Origin of the sequence: Stutzerimonas stutzeri, from assembly GCF_051028275.1 — a bacterium.
Lineage (GTDB): Bacteria > Pseudomonadota > Gammaproteobacteria > Pseudomonadales > Pseudomonadaceae > Stutzerimonas > Stutzerimonas stutzeri_AS.
On sequence record NZ_CP069269.1, the window covers coordinates 4,212,664 to 4,229,764 of the forward strand.

The window sequence follows — 17,101 nt, forward strand, 5'->3', positions numbered from 1 at the left end:
CTCTCTCAGGGAGCCTGTTCGGCAAGGGACTGGCTGTGCGCTGCGCTCTCGCCCACCGCAGGGCCCTGCTCGGCCTCCTCGATTCGCTTGTACAGCGCCAGCGCCTGCCCCACGACCTGATCCATGTTGTAGTACTTGTAGGTGCCGAGCCGGCCGACAAAGGTCACGCCGGGCGTCTCGTCCGCCAGCTTCTGGTAGCGCTTGTACAGCTCGGCGTTTTCCGGTCGTGGGATCGGGTAGTAAGGATCACCCTCGGCCGAAGGGTACTCGTAGGTGATGCTGGTGCGTGGATGCACCTGGCCGGTGAGGTGCTTGTACTCGCTGATGCGGGTGTAAGGCACGTCTTCGCTGGGGTAGTTGACCGTGCCCACCGCCTGGAACTGCTCCTGCTCGAGCCGCTTGTGCTCGAACTTCAGCGAGCGGTAGGGCAGCTTGCCGAAGCGGTAGTCGAAGTACTCGTCAATCGGCCCGCAGAAGATCAGGTGATCGTACTGCACTTCGTCGCGGATCTCGCGGTAGTCGGTATTGGTCATCACCTTGATGTTCGGGTGCGCGAGCATTTTCTCGAACATTTTGGTGTAGCCGTACTTGGGCATCTGCTGGAATGTGTCGGTGAAATAGCGATCATCCGTGTTGGTGCGCGTCGGAATCCGCGAGGTCACCGACTTGTCCAGCTGCGAGGGATCCAGCCCCCACTGCTTGCGGGTATAGCCGCGAAAGAACTTCTGATACAGCTCGCGGCCAATGCCATTGATCACCACGTCTTCGCTGGTCTGGATGTCGTCTACCGGCTCGGCGCGACTTGCGAGGAAATCCGCCGCTTCCTGCTCGGTGGTCATGCTCAGGCCGTAAAGCTTGTTCAGCGTGGTCATGTTGATTGGGATTGGCACTTCCTGCCCGTCTACCTGCGCCAGCACCCGATGCTCATATGGCCGCCACTCGGTGAATTGCGAGAGATAATCGACGATGCGCTGGGCATTGGTGTGAAAGATGTGCGGGCCGTAGCGGTGGATCAGCACGCCGGCTTCGTCGTAGTGATCGTAGGCATTGCCGCCGATGTGCGAGCGGCGATCGACCACCAGCACGCGCTTGTTCAGCCCGGCGGCCAGGCGCTCGGCCAGGACGCTGCCGGCGAAACCGGCACCGACGATGAGGTAGTCGAAACCACGACGCTTGGACGAGCCATCGCCGGCGCCACCGCCTGCGTATTCTGGGTTGCTGTCTCGCAGGCTTACATCGCGCATAGCATCTTCTCCTTCATCAGCGCCCAGGTATGGTCCCAGGACATGTCGCCCAGAATCTCGTCAGCGGTATTCAACAAATGGTCACGATCCTGGCCATCGGCAAGGGCTTTATCCACCGCGTCGATAAAGGCCTCGGCCGTATCCGCGATGTACACGATCTCGGTATCGCCGTAAGTGCGCACCACGTCTTTGATTGGCGTGGACACCACCGGACGACCACCAGCCAGGTACTCGGGGGTCTTGGTCGGGCTGATGAATCGTGTCGACTCGTTCATGGCGAACGGCATGATCGCCACATCCCATCCGGCCAGGTATCTGGGCAACTCGTCGTACGTCTTCCCGCCCAGGTAGTGGATGTTGTCCCGCTGTGGGAGATCGGCTGGGTCTATCTTCACCACGGGCCCGACCAATACGAACTGCCAGTCCGGACGCTGCTCGGCGACCTGAGCGACCAGTTCGATATCGAAGCGCTCGTCGATCACGCCGTAGAACCCCAGTCGCGGATGAGGGATTTCAGCCTGGTCATCGGGGTCTGCCTGGGTCCGCCGCGCCTCGGCGAAGTGCGCCACATCGACGCTGCTGGGAAAAGCGAACGCGTTGTCATGCAGCTCGCGCTTGGCTTCCCAGATGCTGTAGCCGCCGGTAAACACCAGATCGGCACGCTTGAGCAGCTCGCGCTCGCGCTCCACCAGCTCTGGCGGTGCACCGCGAAAGGCCGAGAGCTCGTCCATGCAGTCGTAAACGGTTAATTTGGGCTTCAGGTGACCGGCATAACCCAGCGCCATCGGGGTGTAATACCAGAGCATGAGTTCATTAACGCCGAGCTTCTCGAGGTAGCCGTCGAGCAGATCACGCTGCACGCGCAGCGCTGTGTCCCCTCCGCAGCCCTGAGGCAGACGCGGGATCAGTACCTGCACGCCATTTTCCTCGGGCCGCACTTCCAGCCAGGGCTGGGCGTCCTCGGTGGGAATCGGCTCCTCGACGAACAGTACGTTGAAGTCCCGCGCGAACCGAGACATCAGGTGCTGAGGGCGTTGATAGACGAAGCTCCAGCGCAGGTGTGAAAGGCACAGCAAGGTCGGCACCAGCTCATCGAAGATGACTTCTGGTGGCGTCGCTTGTTTATCAGGGGATTTGCCAATTTCGTATTGGTAGGGACCGGCCCAGCTCATGGAAACCTCGTAAAAGGTGGCAATGCCCTCCAGACTCCCTTCTGCCGCATCGCATAAACCTGCGCAGCCCGCGCAAAGCAAAACCTGATGGCGCTCGTTCGGTAGCACAAAAAGACCAACCCGCAAGCGCTGTCCGCCGGCTATGGACGACGCCGAATGATCCAAGGTTCCCTAGCCCCCTGCCGGAGAGGTCGGTCATCGGGTGACTGCCGCTTCGCTGGAACTTGCTTGCACCTTCCCCCGTCCCTATCACAGGACGCCTGATTCAACCCGGCATCGGCCCCGCGTGCTTCCTGCAGTCAGCACCGACCGACTCGCCGACCCAAACCCTGGAGATGCTTGCAGCGGCCGCGCTCATACGGTCAGCCGTGCAATCTCGTGCGCGTCGAAATCTGGTAAGCGAGGTAGATACATGATTCTGGTCACGGGTGGAGCTGGATACATCGGGTCCCATGCAGTGCTGGAGCTCCTGCTAGCTGGCCACGAAGTGCTGGTGTTGGACAATCTTTGCAACAGTTCTAAAGTCGCGCTGGATCGGGTCGAGCTACTGACCGGCCGCAAGATTCAGTTCGTCAAGGGCGACGTGCGCAACCGCTCATTGCTCAATGCGCTGTTTGCCTCATACCCGGTCAAGGCGGTGCTGCACTTTGCCGGCCTTAAAGCCGTAGGCGAAAGCGTGCGCGAGCCCCTTCGCTATTACGAAACCAACGTCAGCGGCAGCATTGCGCTGTGCCAGGCGATGGCCGAAGCGGGCATCTTCAAGCTGGTTTTCAGCTCATCGGCGACCGTGTACGGTGACTCGCCGAGGATGCCGATCACCGAAAACTGCCCGACCGGCATACCGACCAATCCCTATGGCCAGTCCAAATTGATGGCTGAAAATGTCCTGAAAGGGCTGGCCGAGTCCGACCCACGCTGGTCGATCGCCCTGCTGCGCTACTTCAACCCCATTGGCGCGCATGAGTCCGGTCTGATTGGCGAAGACCCCAACGGTATTCCCAACAATCTGCTGCCCTACATGCTGCAGGTGGCGGTAGGTCGTCGTAAGGAGTTAAGCGTTTACGGCGCGGACTACCCGACACCGGACGGTACAGGGGTGCGCGACTACATCCACGTGGTGGATCTGGCCAAAGGGCACCTCAAGGCGCTGGAGCGTCTCGACCTCGTTCACGGTGTTTCCACGTGGAACCTCGGAACCGGACGAGGCTATTCGGTCCGTCAGATGATCACCGCTTTCGAAGAGGTCATCGGTCGGCCGCTGCCCCATGTGTTCAAGGCCCGCCGTCCCGGTGACATCGCGCAGTGCTGGTCGGACCCGAGCAAAGCCCGCGACGATCTTGGCTGGGAAGCGGAGCGTGGTTTGCTGGAAATGCTCACCGACGCCTGGCGCTGGCAAAGCAGCAACCCGCAGGGCTACGCCAAAGACGCCACTGCCACCGAACAACCCGCAGCCAATGCCGAAACGGCGATGGCCAGCTGAATATCCGAACCTCCTCGGTTGTTGCTGCAAAGGGCGTTATCGATGTCATGCGCGTGGAATAGCCCGTTTCGCTGCTGCGAAACGGGCTGAAATAAAACGATGGGAAGTTAGCTGTTCTGCGGCTTGTTACTGTCTTCGGAAATCGTCGTGATCGACTGCGCATTGAATTCGCGATTGCCGAAGAAGGCGGGGTCCATCTGCCCGGTTACGCTGATGCGGTCTCCCTTTTCGACCTGTTGAAAGCCTTCCTTATCAACCGGGTTATACGACATGGTCAGGGTGTTGATGGTCAACGAGCCGTCGCCCGTATCGAGGGTCAGCTCTCGATCTTTGACTGACTGGACGGTGCCCTGAATCGTGGTTTCGCTAGATGGCACAAAGGTCGCCGTCCGCCAGAGCGTTTCTTCATCGTTGGCGCTGGCATAAAAGAAGCTGTTCAGACCTTCAACGTACACACTGTTGGCTTCGATCGAGGTGACTTCGAACAGGTCATCATCCACATCGCCATAGACCGTGACCTTGTCGCCCTTCTTCAAGGCATTACCTTCGGCGTACCAGTCCCAGTCGTCCATTTCGACGATGATGCTGCCCATGCCGTAGTCAAGAATGAAAGAGTCCGGCTTGACCGATTCCACCGTGCCTTTCATACCTATCCAGGTTCCGTCCGGCTGCTGGTAGGGGCGTGGTGCGTTACTGGATACTGCTGCCAGCGAGGAGGTAGCCAAAGCGGCGGTTACGGTTGCGACGAGGGTTTTCGTAAGCGTTTTCATAGAAACCTCTCCTTCGATAGGTGTTTTGTAGAGCGGCGAACCTGGGTTCAATGCTCACGAGACACCGCTCGGCGAGCGGCCCGCATCATGAAAAAGCCGCCACGGCCCAAGGCGGCTTTTCCATGAGTGCAGAACGTTAGACGTCCAGCCAGCCACCGTCGCCAGCGTCGTCACGGAAGGCGTTGTACTCTTCCTCGTTCCAGTCGCCGCTACCGTCGGCGTCATAGGCGTTGTAGATACCTTCACCGTACTCGTTGTCGTCGAGCATGCCGTCTTTGTTGCTGTCCCAGTTGGTCAACAGGTTCTCATCATCGAAACCGGTGTCCCATTCACCCATGGTGATCACGCCGGAGTTGTCCTTGTCCCAAACACCGAAATCGCCATCTTGTGCGAAAGCCGGAGCGCTTGCCGCCATGGCCGTTGCGAGTGCGATACCCACCTAGCATTGTGTGAAGTTTGTTATTCATCGTGCTTCTCCTCTGTGATTGATTGGGCGTCAGCACCAGAGGATGGCGCTCACATAAAAAGTGAGCCCCTGCGCCGTTTGTGAGTTCATGAGAAATACGGAATCGGCCGTTTAGTGGCGTGCGGCAACGAAAGAAACGAAACGCCAAATGCGCTTTTGGTGCCGGTTGCGGGAAATTCCCGCGCAACCGCGCCAAAATGATACGAAATATTTCTAGATGGAAACTCTTTCGGCACTGTTGTATGGGATTGCCGCTCCCGTAGTCTGGGCTTCAGCACACCTGTAAACGAAGCAGGAACGGCTCTAGCTTCAATGCGCCACCATCCGCGCCGCTCCCCATCACACCAATTGCTGGCGCAACCAGTCTGCCAGGCGCTCTGCCCTTCGATCCTTGCGCCGTGAAGGAACCCAAAGCGACAGGCGCGCCCTGGTTTGGACGAACCCCCACGGCGCCAGCAAGCGGCCCTGGTGCAGGTCATCGGCCACCAGCTGTTGCGGCGCGATGGCGACACCCAGCCCGGCCAGCGCCGCTTCCAGCAGAAAATAGAGATGCTCGAAGCCCTGCCCCATACGCAAGGCATTGGGATCAAGACCGTTCCCCTGTGCCCAGGCTGGCCAAGCCTGCGGTCGGGACGCGGTGTGCAGCAGCGCTTCGTTGAACAACACCGACGGCGGTGCCTGGCGCAACGCGGCGCAATTGGGATGGTGAGGGCTAAGCACCGGGCCGATGCATTCGGTCGCCAGCTCGAACACCTGCATGTCGGCCGGCCATGGCGGTTCAGCAAAGCACAGGGTGGCATCGAGCCCGGGCCTCCGCGGGTCCAGCTCACCTTCACTTGCCGACAGCTGCAGGCGCAGGTCCGGCAGGTCACGATTGAGCCTGTCCAGGCGCGGAATGAACCAGCGCGCCAGCAGGCTGCCCGGACAGCCGAGCACGAACGGCGCATCCACTGTTTGCTGGCGTAGCTCGCCATACGTGATGCGCAAACGCTCGAACGCCTCGCCTGCCGCATCACGCAGCCGCAACCCCGCATCGGTGAGTTTTACGCCGCGCCCTTCCTTACTGAACAGGGCCACGCCGAGGTCGTCTTCCAGCAGCCGGATCTGCCGACTGACTGCACCATGGGTCACGCTGAGTTCCGCTGCCGCTTGGCTTACGCTCTGCAGCCGTGCCGCGGCCTCGAAGGCACGCAGCGCATTGAGAGGTGGCAGGGCTTTGCGCATAGGTGAGTTTTCCTGACAAGTCAGCGCGATCTTATCGCTTTTTCTCTCGGTCCATGTCGGTTAAGTTCTGGCCCATCGCGCAATCCTTGCTCGCGCCTGGGTTGCCGTCACTCATTGCGCAGGAGATGACCATGACCTCATTTCGCAGCGGCCCTGACGCCAGGGGCCTGTTCGGCCGCTTCGGCGGCCAGTTCGTCGCCGAAACCCTGATGCCACTGATCAACCAGCTGGCGGCCGAATACGAGAAAGCCAAGGACGATCCCGCATTTCTCGAGGAGCTTGCTTACTTCCAGCGCGACTACATCGGCCGCGCCAGCCCGCTGTATTACGCCGAGCGCCTGACCGAGGAGTTCGGCGGCGCCAAGATCTACCTCAAGCGTGAAGACCTGAACCACACCGGCGCGCACAAGATCAACAACTGCATCGGCCAGATTCTGCTGGCCAAGCGCATGGGCAAGCAGCGCATCATCGCCGAGACCGGCGCCGGCATGCACGGCGTGGCCACCGCCACCGTGGCCGCGCGTTTCGGCATGCAGTGCGTGGTCTACATGGGCACCACCGACATCGAGCGCCAGCAGGCCAACGTCTTCCGCATGCGGCTGCTGGGCGCCGAAGTGATCCCGGTCACCGCCGGCACCGGCACGCTGAAGGACGCGATGAACGAAGCCCTGCGTGACTGGGTAACGAACGTCCACAACACCTTCTACCTGATCGGCACTGCTGCCGGCCCGCACCCCTATCCAGCCATGGTCCGCGATTTCCAGTCCGTAATCGGCAACGAAGTGCGCGAGCAGATCATGCAGAAGGAAGGCCGCCTGCCCGACTCGTTGGTCGCCTGCATCGGCGGTGGCTCCAACGCCATCGGCCTGTTCCACCCGTTCCTCGATGACGAAGCGGTACAGATCGTCGGCGTCGAAGCGGCCGGTCACGGCATCGACACCGGCAAGCACGCCGCCAGCATGGCCGGTGGCGCACCGGGTGTACTGCACGGCAACCGCACCTTCCTGCTGCAGGACGCCGACGGCCAGATCACCGACGCGCATTCCATCTCCGCCGGCCTCGACTACCCCGGCGTCGGCCCGGAACACGCCTGGTTGCACGAGATCAAGCGCGTCGAGTACGTGCCCTGCACCGATGACGAAGCCCTGGCCGCCTTCCACCAGTGCTGCCGCCTGGAAGGCATCATCCCTGCGCTGGAATCCGCCCACGCCCTGGCTGAAGCCTTCAAGCGCGCGGCGAAGCTGCCCAAGGAGCATCTGATGGTGGTCAACCTCTCCGGCCGCGGCGACAAGGACATGCAGACCGTCATGCACCACTACGAGGAACAGGAAGAACATATATGAGCCGTTTGCAGACGCGCTTCGAACAGTTGAAGCAGGAAAACCGCGCGGCCCTGGTGACCTTCATCACCGCCGGTGACCCGGACTACGCCACCTCGCTCGCCGTCCTCAAGGGCCTGCCGGACGCCGGTGCCGATGTCATCGAGCTGGGCATGCCGTTCACCGACCCGATGGCCGACGGCCCGGCGATCCAGCTGGCCAACATTCGCGCCCTGGCAGCCAAGCAGAACCTGCCGAAGACGCTGCAGATGGTCCGCGAATTCCGCGAGACCAACAGCAGTACCCCGCTGGTGCTGATGGGTTACTACAACCCGATCTTCGCCTATGGCGTAGAGCGCTTCGTCAGCGATGCAAAAGAAGCCGGCGTCGACGGCCTGATCGTCGTCGACCTGCCGCCGGAGCATAACGACGAACTCTGCGACCCGGCCCAGAGCGCTGGCATCGACTTCATCCGCCTGACCACCCCGACCACCGACGACCAGCGCCTGCCCACCGTGCTCAACGGCAGCTCGGGCTTCGTCTACTACGTCTCGGTGGCCGGCGTGACGGGTGCCGGTTCCGCCACCCTGGAACACGTCGAAGAAGCCGTGGCACGCCTCAAGCGTCATACCGATCTGCCGGTATGCGTCGGCTTCGGCATTCGCACGCCGGAACAGGCCGCCGCCATCGCCCGACTGACCGAAGGCGTGGTGGTGGGCTCGGCATTGATCGACCAGATCGCCAGTGCCGAAACGCCCGAACAAGCCGTTAGCGGCGTACTCGGCCTGTGTCGTGAATTGAGCGAAGGGGTTCGCGGCGCTCGCAGCTAAGCGCCCCCGCAAAACGAAACCCAAAGCCGCTGCACCATGAGCCGGGCAGCGGCTTTTTCATAACGGCGGTAACCAATCTCACTGTAGGAAGCGGCTTGTGGGCGACCCACATTGCCCTGCAGCCCGGGATCGCCAGCAAGCTGGCTCCTACGAAAAGCCGTCCGGTGAATCTCTACTGATCGACCCGCCCGGCTGCCGGATCAAAGCAGCGGCTTCTCCGGACCAGCAGCAAGCCTCCCCTGTAGGAGCCAGCTTGCTGGCGATCAAAACTTTTCGGAGGCCGCGTCGTGGAGGGTCTGCATTTAGGCTCGCACGAAGCCCCTCAACGCCCCAGCTCCGGTTCAGCTTGCGTTGGCGCGCGTTCAGCGGCGCGGCCGCCGATGACTGTCATCAACGCCGCGAGGCAGCCGCAGGTGGCGATGGTTATCGGCAGCAGACCAGCCCCTTGCGGGGCGAGGCTGACGACGTAGCCGATGACAGCAGACAACAGGTACTGCAGTACGCCCATCAAGGCAGAGGCGATCCCGGTCTGTTTACCGGCATCGCCCATGGTCAGCGCAGTGAGGTTGCCGAATACCAAGCCGAGCGCCCCGATTGCCAGCCCTAGCAGCAGACCATAGCTGATGAGGCCAGCGAGGTCCGTCTGGATCAACATGAACAGCGACAGCCCAGCCAGGACATGAAGCGCAACGCCAACGAGCGTGATCCGTTGTGGATTGGCCCACACCGAGAGCGCCATGTTGCTGAGCGCTCCCCCGAGGACGAGCGCAACGGAGTTGGCGGCGAACAGGTAGCTGAATTGGGTGGGTGTGAGGCCGTAATGTTGGGTAAAGACAAAGGCCGACGCACTGATATAGGTGAACAGCGAGCCCAGGATGAAGCCTCCAGCAAGCGTGTAGGCTAGGAAAGCGGGTCGGCGGGTCTGCCTGCCGTAGGCAGACAGCGTATTGATCAGGCTCAGCGGTACGCGTTGCGCCCGGGGCAGCGAGTCGGGAAGCGAGGCGATGCTCCACAGCAGCCCGATGACGCCAAGCCCGGCGAGGACCCAGAAGATGAGGCGCCACGAGCCATGAGCCAACACATAGCCGCCAAGCAGCGGTGCCACGATGGGCGCGATCATCATGACCTGCATGAGCAGTGAATAGATACGCGCCGAGGCCTGCAGACTGCAACGGTCCGCAACGATGGCGCGCGGGGCGACCAGCCCGCCGGCGGCACCGATGGCCTGGAGAAAACGAGCAGCCATCAACCACTCGACAGATGGCGCAATCGCCGCCAGCACCGATCCGGCGACGAATATCCCCAGCCCCAGAATCAATGGCAGACGACGACCGAATCGATCGAGTACGGGCCCATACAGGCCCTGGCCTATCGCCAGGCCTGCCAGGAAAACAGCAAGGGTCTGCTGAATACGGCCATCCGTGACGCCGAAGTCCGCTGCGATGGCGGGCATACCGGGCAAGTACATATCGATCGCCATGGCGTCGAGGGCCGTCAGCAGGGCAAGCAGGATGACCAGTCTCAGGCCCATCGAATCGGTGGCTGGGTTCAGCGGTGCATCTTTCACGCAAAAGCTCCGAGCAGGTGCACATAGGCGTACCGCTCCTCAGGCGCGTCGGCGCCATCGGTACGCGTGCTTGGTTTCAGAAAAAATGTGGCGGTGCAAAAAACCAACGATCCGACATGCTGCACCTCTGGATCGTTGGCGAGCACCGGTACGGCTGTTCAGAACATCGTGTTGTCGTTCGCTGCCTCGGCGGGCACATCCTGGATCACGTCCCAATGTTCGACGATGACGCCATCCTCGACCCGGAAGATATCCACCACAGCTTGACCGCGGTCTTGGGGGCCGGTGGTCGAATGGACGTGCAGGTAGACCAGATCGCCATCCGTTGCGCTACGCACGATTCGGGCGCGCGACTGCGGGTTGTCCTTGAAAAAGCCCGTGAAGTAGCCAACGAAGGGGGCTTTCCCGTCCGGCACGTCCGGGTTGTGCTGCTTGTAGTCTTCAGCTACGACACGCGCAGCCTCATCCACATTATGCTCGTTGAAGAATTGGTCATAGAACTCGATGACCAAGGCGCGATTGGCTTCCTCGGCTGCGAAATCCCGTGTCGACGGGTCGCCGGCGACTGCTGTCGTGGACACAGCGGACACCAGCGCCGCTGTCACCAAGAATGTGCGAAGCATGAATAGTTCTCCTTAGTAGCCCACGGTAAAACGCTGACGCACGTGCGCCGGTTTCTCGAACTCGTCGACCAGCGCCACGGCAAAGTCTTCAAAAGAGATGCGGCTGCCTTGCTCGTTGCTGAGCAGCGCATCCTTGCCAAGGCGGAACTGCCCGGTTCGCTCGCCGGGGACGAACTCGGCCGAAGGCGACAGAAACGTCCAATCCAGCTCCGTTTCCTGCCTGAGTTGCTTCAGAAACGACACTCCACCAGCGGCTTCTGCTTTGTACTCCTCGGGAAAATCAGGCAAGTCGATCACCAGCTGTCCTGGCGCGACTTCCAGACTGCCAGCACCCCCAACGACCAGGTAGCGTTTGATACCAGCGGTGCGTACCGCCTCGATGAGGATGTGTGGCTCCGAGGAGATAAAGTTGACCGCACTGACGACGGCATCGTGGCCGCGCAGCATCGAGGCCAGGCCTTTCAGATCCAAGGCGTCGCCCTCAACGGCCGTGACTCCCGGGAGCGTTGCGATACGCTCGGGGTTGCGAGCGATGGCGGTGACGCTGTGTCCGCGGTCGGTTAGTTCTTTGAGAATGCGCGAGCCGGCAGAGCCGGAGGCGCCAATCAATGCGATATGAGACATGGCGTATCCTTTCGTCTAGTAATTGGACCAGGTATGTGTAGTAGACCTTAGAAGCGAGCAATGCTACGTTTCGCCGCCTTACCCCACAAGAAGTCAGGTTTTTGATACCTGGTCACGCCACGCTGACCTGAACGCACCCATGGAGATACCCGATGCCTCACGGTGATGCCGTAAACCCCATCTTCGACCACCCCTGCCCGATCCGAGACGTGCTTGATCGCATTGGTGATCAATGGAGTTTTCTGGTGCTCGAAGCATTGGCCGAGCGCACGCTGCGCTTCAATGAACTCAGCCGGGAAATCGGTGATATCTCCAAACAGATGCTTTCGCGCACGCTCAAGCGGCTGGAGATGGACGGCTTCGTCCACCGGACGCTCTATGCAGAAGTGCCACCGCGCGTGGAGTATCAGCTGACCGAGCTGGGTCGAGGATTCCTGGTGCCCATGCTGGCACTAGTGCAATGGGCCGATACCAATCATGAACGGGTATGCCAATCGCGCCGTGCGTATCGCTCAGCGCACGGCACTGCGGATTAGCGTCACCTGCCTCCTGGCCAGCAGTCGGCAGTTTGCTGTAGCGGGTCTTCGCAACCCGCGCACCCGAACAAACCAGCAGGTGTCGATGACCAATATCAACCGGCTCGATTTCGGCCGCGCCGGTCGAACGCGTAGCATGTCCCGCACTGTCCCAATCACCCACCCGAGGAGTTCTCATGCCCGATAGCACTTACGTCCCACCGAAGGTCTGGACCCACGACGCGCCCTCGGGCGGCAAATTCGCCAGCATCAACGCCCCTACGGCCGGTGCGCGGGAGGAAAAGACGCTGCCGGTTGGCAAGCATCCGTTGCAGCTCTACTCACTGGCCACACCTAACGGGGTGAAGGTCTCGATCATGCTCGAGGAGCTGCTTGCCCTGGGTCATAGCGGCGCGGAATACGACGCCTGGCTGATCAAGATCGGCGATGGCGACCAGTTCGGCAGCGGCTTCGTCGAAGTCAACCCGAACTCCAAGATTCCGGCTCTGGCCGATCACAGCGTTGAAGGCGAACCGCTACGGGTGTTCGAGTCCGGTTCGATCCTGGTCTACCTGGCTGAAAAGTTTGGTGCCTTCCTCCCGACCGAAACCCGCGCGCGCACCGAAACCCTGAACTGGCTGTTCTGGCAAATGGGTTCGGCGCCTTTCCTCGGCGGCGGTTTCGGCCATTTCTATGCCTATGCGCCAGAGAAGTACGAGTATCCGATCAACCGTTACGCCATGGAGGTCAAGCGCCAGCTCGACGTGCTGGACCGTCAACTGGCCGAGAATCGCTACATCGCGGGCGATGAATACGCCATCGCCGACATGGCCATCTGGCCCTGGTACGGCGGGCTGGTACGCGGCGAACTCTACAACGCTGCTGAGTTCCTCTCCGTGCAGGACTACAAGCACGTGCAGCGCTGGGCGGCTGAAGTCGCCGAGCGGCCAGGCGTGGTGCGTGGACGCAAGGTCAACCGCACCTGGGGTGACGAGTCCGAACAGGCACCTGAACGCCACAGCGCGGCGGATCTGGATTGACCGCCCACGCCCAACCAACGACGCGGGCCGCTCGCTAGCGGGCGGCCTCACCTCCGTTGTGGGAGCGGCCTTGAGCGTCAATTGGGGCCGCGCCGCGCGGGCGTTACGCCCGATTGAGCAGGACTTATCGCAAGCCGATACCGCTGAGCACCAACTGGCTCGTAAACCGTGCCTCACTCCATTCGCGGGCAAGACCGCGCCTACGAAAGCCCCTACCGCAACTCCGCTCAGAAAACGCGTTGGTGATCCTATTCTTCCAGCTGCCGCCTGCTCAACCGAGGCGCTCCGACCTGCTACCGCTTATTTTTCTGAACTATGGCCGGCCCGCCAGACCCAATATTCATGAGCGCTGCTCTTGAAGAGCGGATGAGCCGCCATCGTTACGGCAGCTGTACTCATTCGGCCCGGGATAAGCGCAGTGCTCGGAATACCCAGTTGTTCAACACAACGCGAGGTGAACCATGAAACACACACTGGTTGCAGCGTTCCCAACGCTGACCGATGCCAACCGCACCCAGGGTGACCTGATGTCACGTGGCATCGCCCGAGAGCAGATCCATTCCGTAGGCGCCGACAGCGCAGACATCCATGCGTACGACGAGCCCTACTCCACGACCAGCAGCACCGTGGACCGGCCGCACCACGACTCGAAGATCGCGAACTTCTTCAGCTCGCTGTTCGGTCACGAGCCGCACGAACGCCACCGGCACCACGCCAAGGCGTACCCCGAAGCGGTGCGCCGCGGTGCATTGGTGATTGCGGTCGACGTTTACGATGACGACCAGCTGGCCAAGGCGCGCGACGCGCTGGAATACAACGGCGCCATCAGCGTCAACGAGCAAGGCGTCGGCGCGGGTCATACCGGAGGTTCAGGCGGCTATTCCGGCCCGAGCAGCCCCTACGCGGGCGCGACTGGTGGGGACAGCCATCTCGACAAGCAATTCGTAGGCTCTCCGGCCGCCGTGGCCGGCCACGGTGATACCAGCCACCACAGCACCAGTGGCTCAACGGCCACCACAGCAGGCACAAGCCACGCAGGCGAAACCCCCTCGACGACTCACGCCGACACGCGAACTGCCGATACCGGCCGTTACGATGTGGGTGGCAGCGCCAAGCGGGCTGGTACGGATTACCCGACCACCACTGCCACGGCGAACCCGACTGGGGGCGGAATAACCGGCCTGGGTGGAGGTGTCGGCACCCATCATGCAACGGAGAGCGTTGGCGCCCGGGAAGAGCCATGCAGCGACCGTATCTGCATGATTCAACGCTCAAGCTGATCATTCCTCAGCCACTGCGGGCCGCATGCTGCGGCCCGTTGTTTTAGCCAGCTCCACCGACAGGCGTGGAGGGTTCTCTGACCCCAGGGCCTCGAAACGACAGCGCTTCTATATTTTGCTCAGCCTCAACTAACGCCATCGCACTCCGCCCGAGCTCAGCGATGACCCAGCGCCCGCCGCAACCCTGCACTGCCGATGGCCAGCGCCAGGCAGTCTTCGGTGAACCCTAGCACGGCGTTGGTCACAGGGTTGTCCTGGTAGGGTTTACGCAGATTCAGACCAATCTTGGCCGAGAGGCAGGCAGCCGTCGCGCCGATCAGCGCTGGCAGCAGCACCGACTCGCGCCGTACGCCCGCCAACGCAGCTGCCGTAACGCCCCCGGAGACGGCACGCGCCACTATCGATGCAGCAATCGTCCGGTCCGGGGCAAAGGTCATCTTGTCGCCCAGGAGTTCGCCCGCGGCGAGAGGCATCAAAAACTGTCGTGTGCGGTGTGCGGCGAGGGAGCGGGCGGGCTCGTCGGCGTCGCCGATGTCATCGCGCGCCGCCAGGGCCCGGCTGGTCAGGGTCGGCGCCAGCATGCTGCGCATGCCGGTTACCAGGCCAAGCGCCAGGGCGCCCCATAGAACACTGTTCGAATTGGTCATGCTCAAGGTCTCCGGTTGGGCTCTTTATCTGCGACCGGTCCCGAGCAGCTGCCGTTCATGTCTGATGCCCGAGCGGTCATCCCGCTCCAAAGGCAAGCGAAAGGCAAGCGGTCAGGCAGTGACCGCGGCGAACTTCTCCACAAGCTTGGTCTCCCCAGCGACGATCAGGATGTCGCCCTTGTGAATCCGCGTCTCCGGCTTGGCATAGATGAAATCCTCGTGCTGCCGCTTTACCCCGACGATGGTCACGCCGTAGCGCTTATGCACGCCGGCCTCGGCGAGTGTCTTGTCGTAGATATGGCTCGGTGCGTGCGTCGAGGCGATAGCGAAACCGTCGTCGAACTCGATGAACTCGAACATCTTGCCGGTGACCAGATGTGCCACCCGCTCGCCCATGGAGGTTTCGGGATAGACGACGTGGTGCGCGCCGGTGCGCTCGAGGATCAGGCCGTGACGCTTGGTCAATGCCTTGGCCCAGATGTCGGGCACGCCCAGCTCCTGCAGGGCAAGTACGGTCAGCACGCTGGCCTCCAGATCGGTACCGATGCTCACCACTACGTGGCGGAACTGATCCACACCCAGCTGGCGCAGCGCGCGGATGTCGGTCGCATCGGCCTGGGCCACGTGGGTCAACTGATCGACCCACTGCTGCACGTTGGCGTTATTGCTGTCGATACCCAGCACCTCATGGCCCATGGAGATCAGCGAGTCGGCTACGGCCGAACCGAAGCGGCCCAGACCGATGACGGCGACGCTGTCATTCTCGAATTTCTTGCCGAACAGATTAGCCAACAATGGGGCGCTCCTCCGGATAGCGGTAATGTTTGGTCACGCTGCGCAGCGCGAGGGCCGTCGCCAGGGTAATGGTCCCAACCCGGCCTATGAACATCAGCGCGATGATCACCAATTGGCCGGACGGGGGCAGGTCCGCCGTGATGCCGGTGGACAGACCGACCGTGGCAAAGGCGGACACCGCCTCGAACAGCACGATGCCCAGTTCGTAGTCCGTCACACTGAGCAGGATCATGGTGCCGATGCAAACGGTGAGCGAGCCGAGAAACAGCACCGTCAGCGCCTGACGTTGCGTCTGGTAGGAAATGCGCCGGCGGAAGGCGACGGTGTCGGCATTGCCTCGGATTTCGGCCCAGATGAAGAAGAACAGCAGAAAGAACGTCGTGACCTTGATGCCGCCAGCTGTACTCGCGCTCCCGCCGCCAACAAACATCAGAAAGTAGTGCACCGCCAGCGTCTGCGCTTCGAACTGCCCGACGTCCAAGCTGTTGAAGCCTGCCGTGCGGGCTACTGCGGAATGGAAGAGAGCGGACAGCAGCTTGTCCCCAACGGACATGCCCCCCATCGTGCCGGGGTTGCTCCACTCGTAGAACAGAATCGCCGCCGTACCACCAAGCAGAAGCACAGCCGAACCCCAGAGCGTGATGCGGGTATGGATCGTCCATGGCTTGCCGCGCTGATCCCGGCGGAACTCATAGAGCACCGGAAAGCCCAGACCGCCAATGATCAGAGCAACCATGATGGGCACCAGCACCACCGGGTCTGTCGCGAAGCTCATCAGGCTGTCCGAATAGGTTGAGAAGCCCGCGTTGTTGAACGCCGATACAGCGTGAAAGAGGCCGTCCCAGAGCGCCTTTGGCCAGGACAGGTCATAGGTGAAATGCAGATGAAGGGTGAGAATGGCCGTAACGACCAGCTCTACGCCCACGGTGACAAGCAGAATCAGCCGCAGAACACCGGTCACGTCACCAAGACCCAACGACCGCGTCTCCTGCTGCGCGACGATACGGCTGCTGAGCTGCAGCCGACGTTTGACCAAAAGCCCGAGCAGCGTCGCGCCACTCATGATGCCGAAGCCACCCACCTGAAACAGCAGCAGGATTACGCACTGGCCAAAGAAGGACCAATAGGTCGCCGTGTCCTGCACGATCAACCCTGTCACGCAGACGGCCGAGACCGCTGTGAACAACGCCGTCAGGAATGACGCGCTGTCTGGTCCGGTGGTCGACACCGGCAGTAACAGCAGCACCGTGCCCAGCACAGTTGCGGCAAGAAAGGCGAGCGGGATGAGACGAGCCGGTCGGCGAGCTGCATTGCTGAGCAAAAGGTTGTTCCCTGAATGTTTAGCCTCATCGGTGTCGTGGCCTTTGAGCCCCAGCGCCTCCGGGCAGGACCGTTCGCCGTGAGAGCCAATCTGGACAGTGGCGCAACGATAGCAAACGCATTACCCCCTGCGCTGTTCAAGCACTGGCGCTACGTAGTTTCCCTATCGACCGAGCTTGCCCGCA

Annotated in this window: 17 protein-coding genes; 6 read left to right on the forward strand and 11 right to left on the reverse strand. The window is 61.6% G+C overall.

Annotated elements, in window-relative coordinates; genetic code table 11:
• Window positions 1-5 precede the first annotated feature (5 nt).
• A complete protein-coding gene (glf, locus tag JQR87_RS19610; protein ID WP_407294049.1) occupies window positions 6-1,244 on the reverse strand; it encodes a UDP-galactopyranose mutase in 1,239 nt (412 codons plus the stop codon).
• On the reverse strand, window positions 1,232-2,416 hold the full coding sequence (locus JQR87_RS19615; RefSeq protein ID WP_407294046.1) for a glycosyltransferase family 1 protein: 1,185 nt from the start codon (window positions 2,414-2,416) through the stop codon (window positions 1,232-1,234). Before JQR87_RS19615 ends, glf begins: the two co-directional genes overlap by 13 nt.
• Window positions 2,417-2,828: 412 nt before the next feature.
• Between JQR87_RS19615 and galE the strand changes: the two genes are divergently transcribed.
• Entirely contained in the window at window positions 2,829-3,896 is a 1,068-nt protein-coding gene (gene galE / locus JQR87_RS19620; RefSeq protein WP_407294044.1) for a UDP-glucose 4-epimerase GalE, read from the forward strand.
• Between the two features lie 107 nt (window positions 3,897-4,003).
• On the opposite strand, the gene JQR87_RS19625 is transcribed toward galE, so the two are convergent.
• The 3 genes from JQR87_RS19625 to JQR87_RS19635 all read right to left on the reverse strand — a co-directional run bounded on the left by JQR87_RS19625 (window position 4,004) and on the right by JQR87_RS19635 (window position 6,356).
• Window positions 4,004-4,666 (reverse strand): NirD/YgiW/YdeI family stress tolerance protein, encoded by a 663-nt coding sequence (locus JQR87_RS19625; RefSeq protein ID WP_407294042.1) that lies wholly within the window; start codon window positions 4,664-4,666, stop codon window positions 4,004-4,006.
• A 136-nt stretch (window positions 4,667-4,802) separates the two neighbouring features.
• Window positions 4,803-5,105 (reverse strand): hypothetical protein, encoded by a 303-nt coding sequence (locus JQR87_RS19630; protein ID WP_407294041.1) that lies wholly within the window; start codon window positions 5,103-5,105, stop codon window positions 4,803-4,805.
• A 366-nt stretch (window positions 5,106-5,471) separates the two neighbouring features.
• Window positions 5,472-6,356, reverse strand: a complete 885-nt coding sequence (locus tag JQR87_RS19635; protein WP_407294038.1) for a LysR family transcriptional regulator — start codon at window positions 6,354-6,356, stop codon at window positions 5,472-5,474.
• 131 nt (window positions 6,357-6,487) lie between these two features.
• Here JQR87_RS19635 and trpB point away from each other — a divergent pair, with 131 nt between their 5' ends.
• A complete protein-coding gene (gene trpB, locus JQR87_RS19640; RefSeq protein WP_407294037.1) occupies window positions 6,488-7,699 on the forward strand; it encodes a tryptophan synthase subunit beta in 1,212 nt (403 codons plus the stop codon).
• Entirely contained in the window at window positions 7,696-8,505 is an 810-nt protein-coding gene (trpA, locus tag JQR87_RS19645) for a tryptophan synthase subunit alpha (RefSeq protein WP_407294035.1), read from the forward strand. Before trpB ends, trpA begins: the two co-directional genes overlap by 4 nt.
• 322 nt (window positions 8,506-8,827) lie before the next feature.
• Here trpA and JQR87_RS19650 read toward each other — a convergent pair whose 3' ends face one another.
• The 3 genes from JQR87_RS19650 to JQR87_RS19660 all read right to left on the reverse strand — a co-directional run bounded on the left by JQR87_RS19650 (window position 8,828) and on the right by JQR87_RS19660 (window position 11,319).
• On the reverse strand, window positions 8,828-10,072 hold the full coding sequence (locus tag JQR87_RS19650) for a multidrug effflux MFS transporter (RefSeq protein WP_407294033.1): 1,245 nt from the start codon (window positions 10,070-10,072) through the stop codon (window positions 8,828-8,830).
• A gap of 158 nt (window positions 10,073-10,230) precedes the next feature.
• The gene (locus tag JQR87_RS19655) at window positions 10,231-10,695 is read right to left on the reverse strand and encodes a nuclear transport factor 2 family protein (protein WP_407294031.1); all 465 of its coding nucleotides are present in this window, start codon (window positions 10,693-10,695) and stop codon (window positions 10,231-10,233) included.
• A gap of 12 nt (window positions 10,696-10,707) precedes the next feature.
• On the reverse strand, window positions 10,708-11,319 hold the full coding sequence (locus JQR87_RS19660; RefSeq protein WP_407294028.1) for an NAD(P)-dependent oxidoreductase: 612 nt from the start codon (window positions 11,317-11,319) through the stop codon (window positions 10,708-10,710).
• 152 nt (window positions 11,320-11,471) lie between these two features.
• Between JQR87_RS19660 and JQR87_RS19665 the strand changes: the two genes are divergently transcribed.
• From JQR87_RS19665 to JQR87_RS19675, 3 genes are all read left to right on the forward strand, one after another.
• Window positions 11,472-11,855, forward strand: a complete 384-nt coding sequence (locus tag JQR87_RS19665) for a winged helix-turn-helix transcriptional regulator (RefSeq protein WP_407294026.1) — start codon at window positions 11,472-11,474, stop codon at window positions 11,853-11,855.
• 176 nt (window positions 11,856-12,031) lie between these two features.
• Complete coding sequence (yghU, locus tag JQR87_RS19670) at window positions 12,032-12,874, forward strand: glutathione-dependent disulfide-bond oxidoreductase (RefSeq protein ID WP_407294024.1); 843 nt, start codon at window positions 12,032-12,034, stop codon at window positions 12,872-12,874.
• Between the two features lie 461 nt (window positions 12,875-13,335).
• On the forward strand, window positions 13,336-14,154 hold the full coding sequence (locus JQR87_RS19675; protein ID WP_407294022.1) for a hypothetical protein: 819 nt from the start codon (window positions 13,336-13,338) through the stop codon (window positions 14,152-14,154).
• 155 nt (window positions 14,155-14,309) lie between these two features.
• Here the strand turns inward: JQR87_RS19675 and JQR87_RS19680 are convergent, their stop codons facing one another.
• The 3 genes from JQR87_RS19680 to JQR87_RS19690 all read right to left on the reverse strand — a co-directional run bounded on the left by JQR87_RS19680 (window position 14,310) and on the right by JQR87_RS19690 (window position 16,917).
• On the reverse strand, window positions 14,310-14,801 hold the full coding sequence (locus tag JQR87_RS19680) for a DUF4126 domain-containing protein (protein ID WP_407294019.1): 492 nt from the start codon (window positions 14,799-14,801) through the stop codon (window positions 14,310-14,312).
• A gap of 111 nt (window positions 14,802-14,912) precedes the next feature.
• Complete coding sequence (locus tag JQR87_RS19685; RefSeq protein WP_407294018.1) at window positions 14,913-15,596, reverse strand: potassium channel family protein; 684 nt, start codon at window positions 15,594-15,596, stop codon at window positions 14,913-14,915.
• The gene (locus JQR87_RS19690) at window positions 15,586-16,917 is read right to left on the reverse strand and encodes a TrkH family potassium uptake protein (RefSeq protein ID WP_407294016.1); all 1,332 of its coding nucleotides are present in this window, start codon (window positions 16,915-16,917) and stop codon (window positions 15,586-15,588) included. Before JQR87_RS19690 ends, JQR87_RS19685 begins: the two co-directional genes overlap by 11 nt.
• Window positions 16,918-17,101: the final 184 nt, after the last annotated feature.

Coding starts and splice junctions, on each gene's coding strand:
- glf (WP_407294049.1), bottom strand. CDS start 1,244: ATGCGCGATGTAAGCCTGCGAGACAGCAACCCAGAATACGCAGGCGGT.
- JQR87_RS19615 (WP_407294046.1), bottom strand. CDS start 2,416: ATGAGCTGGGCCGGTCCCTACCAATACGAAATTGGCAAATCCCCTGAT.
- galE (WP_407294044.1), top strand. CDS start 2,829: ATGATTCTGGTCACGGGTGGAGCTGGATACATCGGGTCCCATGCAGTG.
- JQR87_RS19625 (WP_407294042.1), bottom strand. CDS start 4,666: ATGAAAACGCTTACGAAAACCCTCGTCGCAACCGTAACCGCCGCTTTG.
- JQR87_RS19635 (WP_407294038.1), bottom strand. CDS start 6,356: ATGCGCAAAGCCCTGCCACCTCTCAATGCGCTGCGTGCCTTCGAGGCC.
- trpB (WP_407294037.1), top strand. CDS start 6,488: ATGACCTCATTTCGCAGCGGCCCTGACGCCAGGGGCCTGTTCGGCCGC.
- trpA (WP_407294035.1), top strand. CDS start 7,696: ATGAGCCGTTTGCAGACGCGCTTCGAACAGTTGAAGCAGGAAAACCGC.
- JQR87_RS19655 (WP_407294031.1), bottom strand. CDS start 10,695: ATGCTTCGCACATTCTTGGTGACAGCGGCGCTGGTGTCCGCTGTGTCC.
- JQR87_RS19660 (WP_407294028.1), bottom strand. CDS start 11,319: ATGTCTCATATCGCATTGATTGGCGCCTCCGGCTCTGCCGGCTCGCGC.
- JQR87_RS19665 (WP_407294026.1), top strand. CDS start 11,472: ATGCCTCACGGTGATGCCGTAAACCCCATCTTCGACCACCCCTGCCCG.
- yghU (WP_407294024.1), top strand. CDS start 12,032: ATGCCCGATAGCACTTACGTCCCACCGAAGGTCTGGACCCACGACGCG.
- JQR87_RS19675 (WP_407294022.1), top strand. CDS start 13,336: ATGAAACACACACTGGTTGCAGCGTTCCCAACGCTGACCGATGCCAAC.
- JQR87_RS19680 (WP_407294019.1), bottom strand. CDS start 14,801: ATGACCAATTCGAACAGTGTTCTATGGGGCGCCCTGGCGCTTGGCCTG.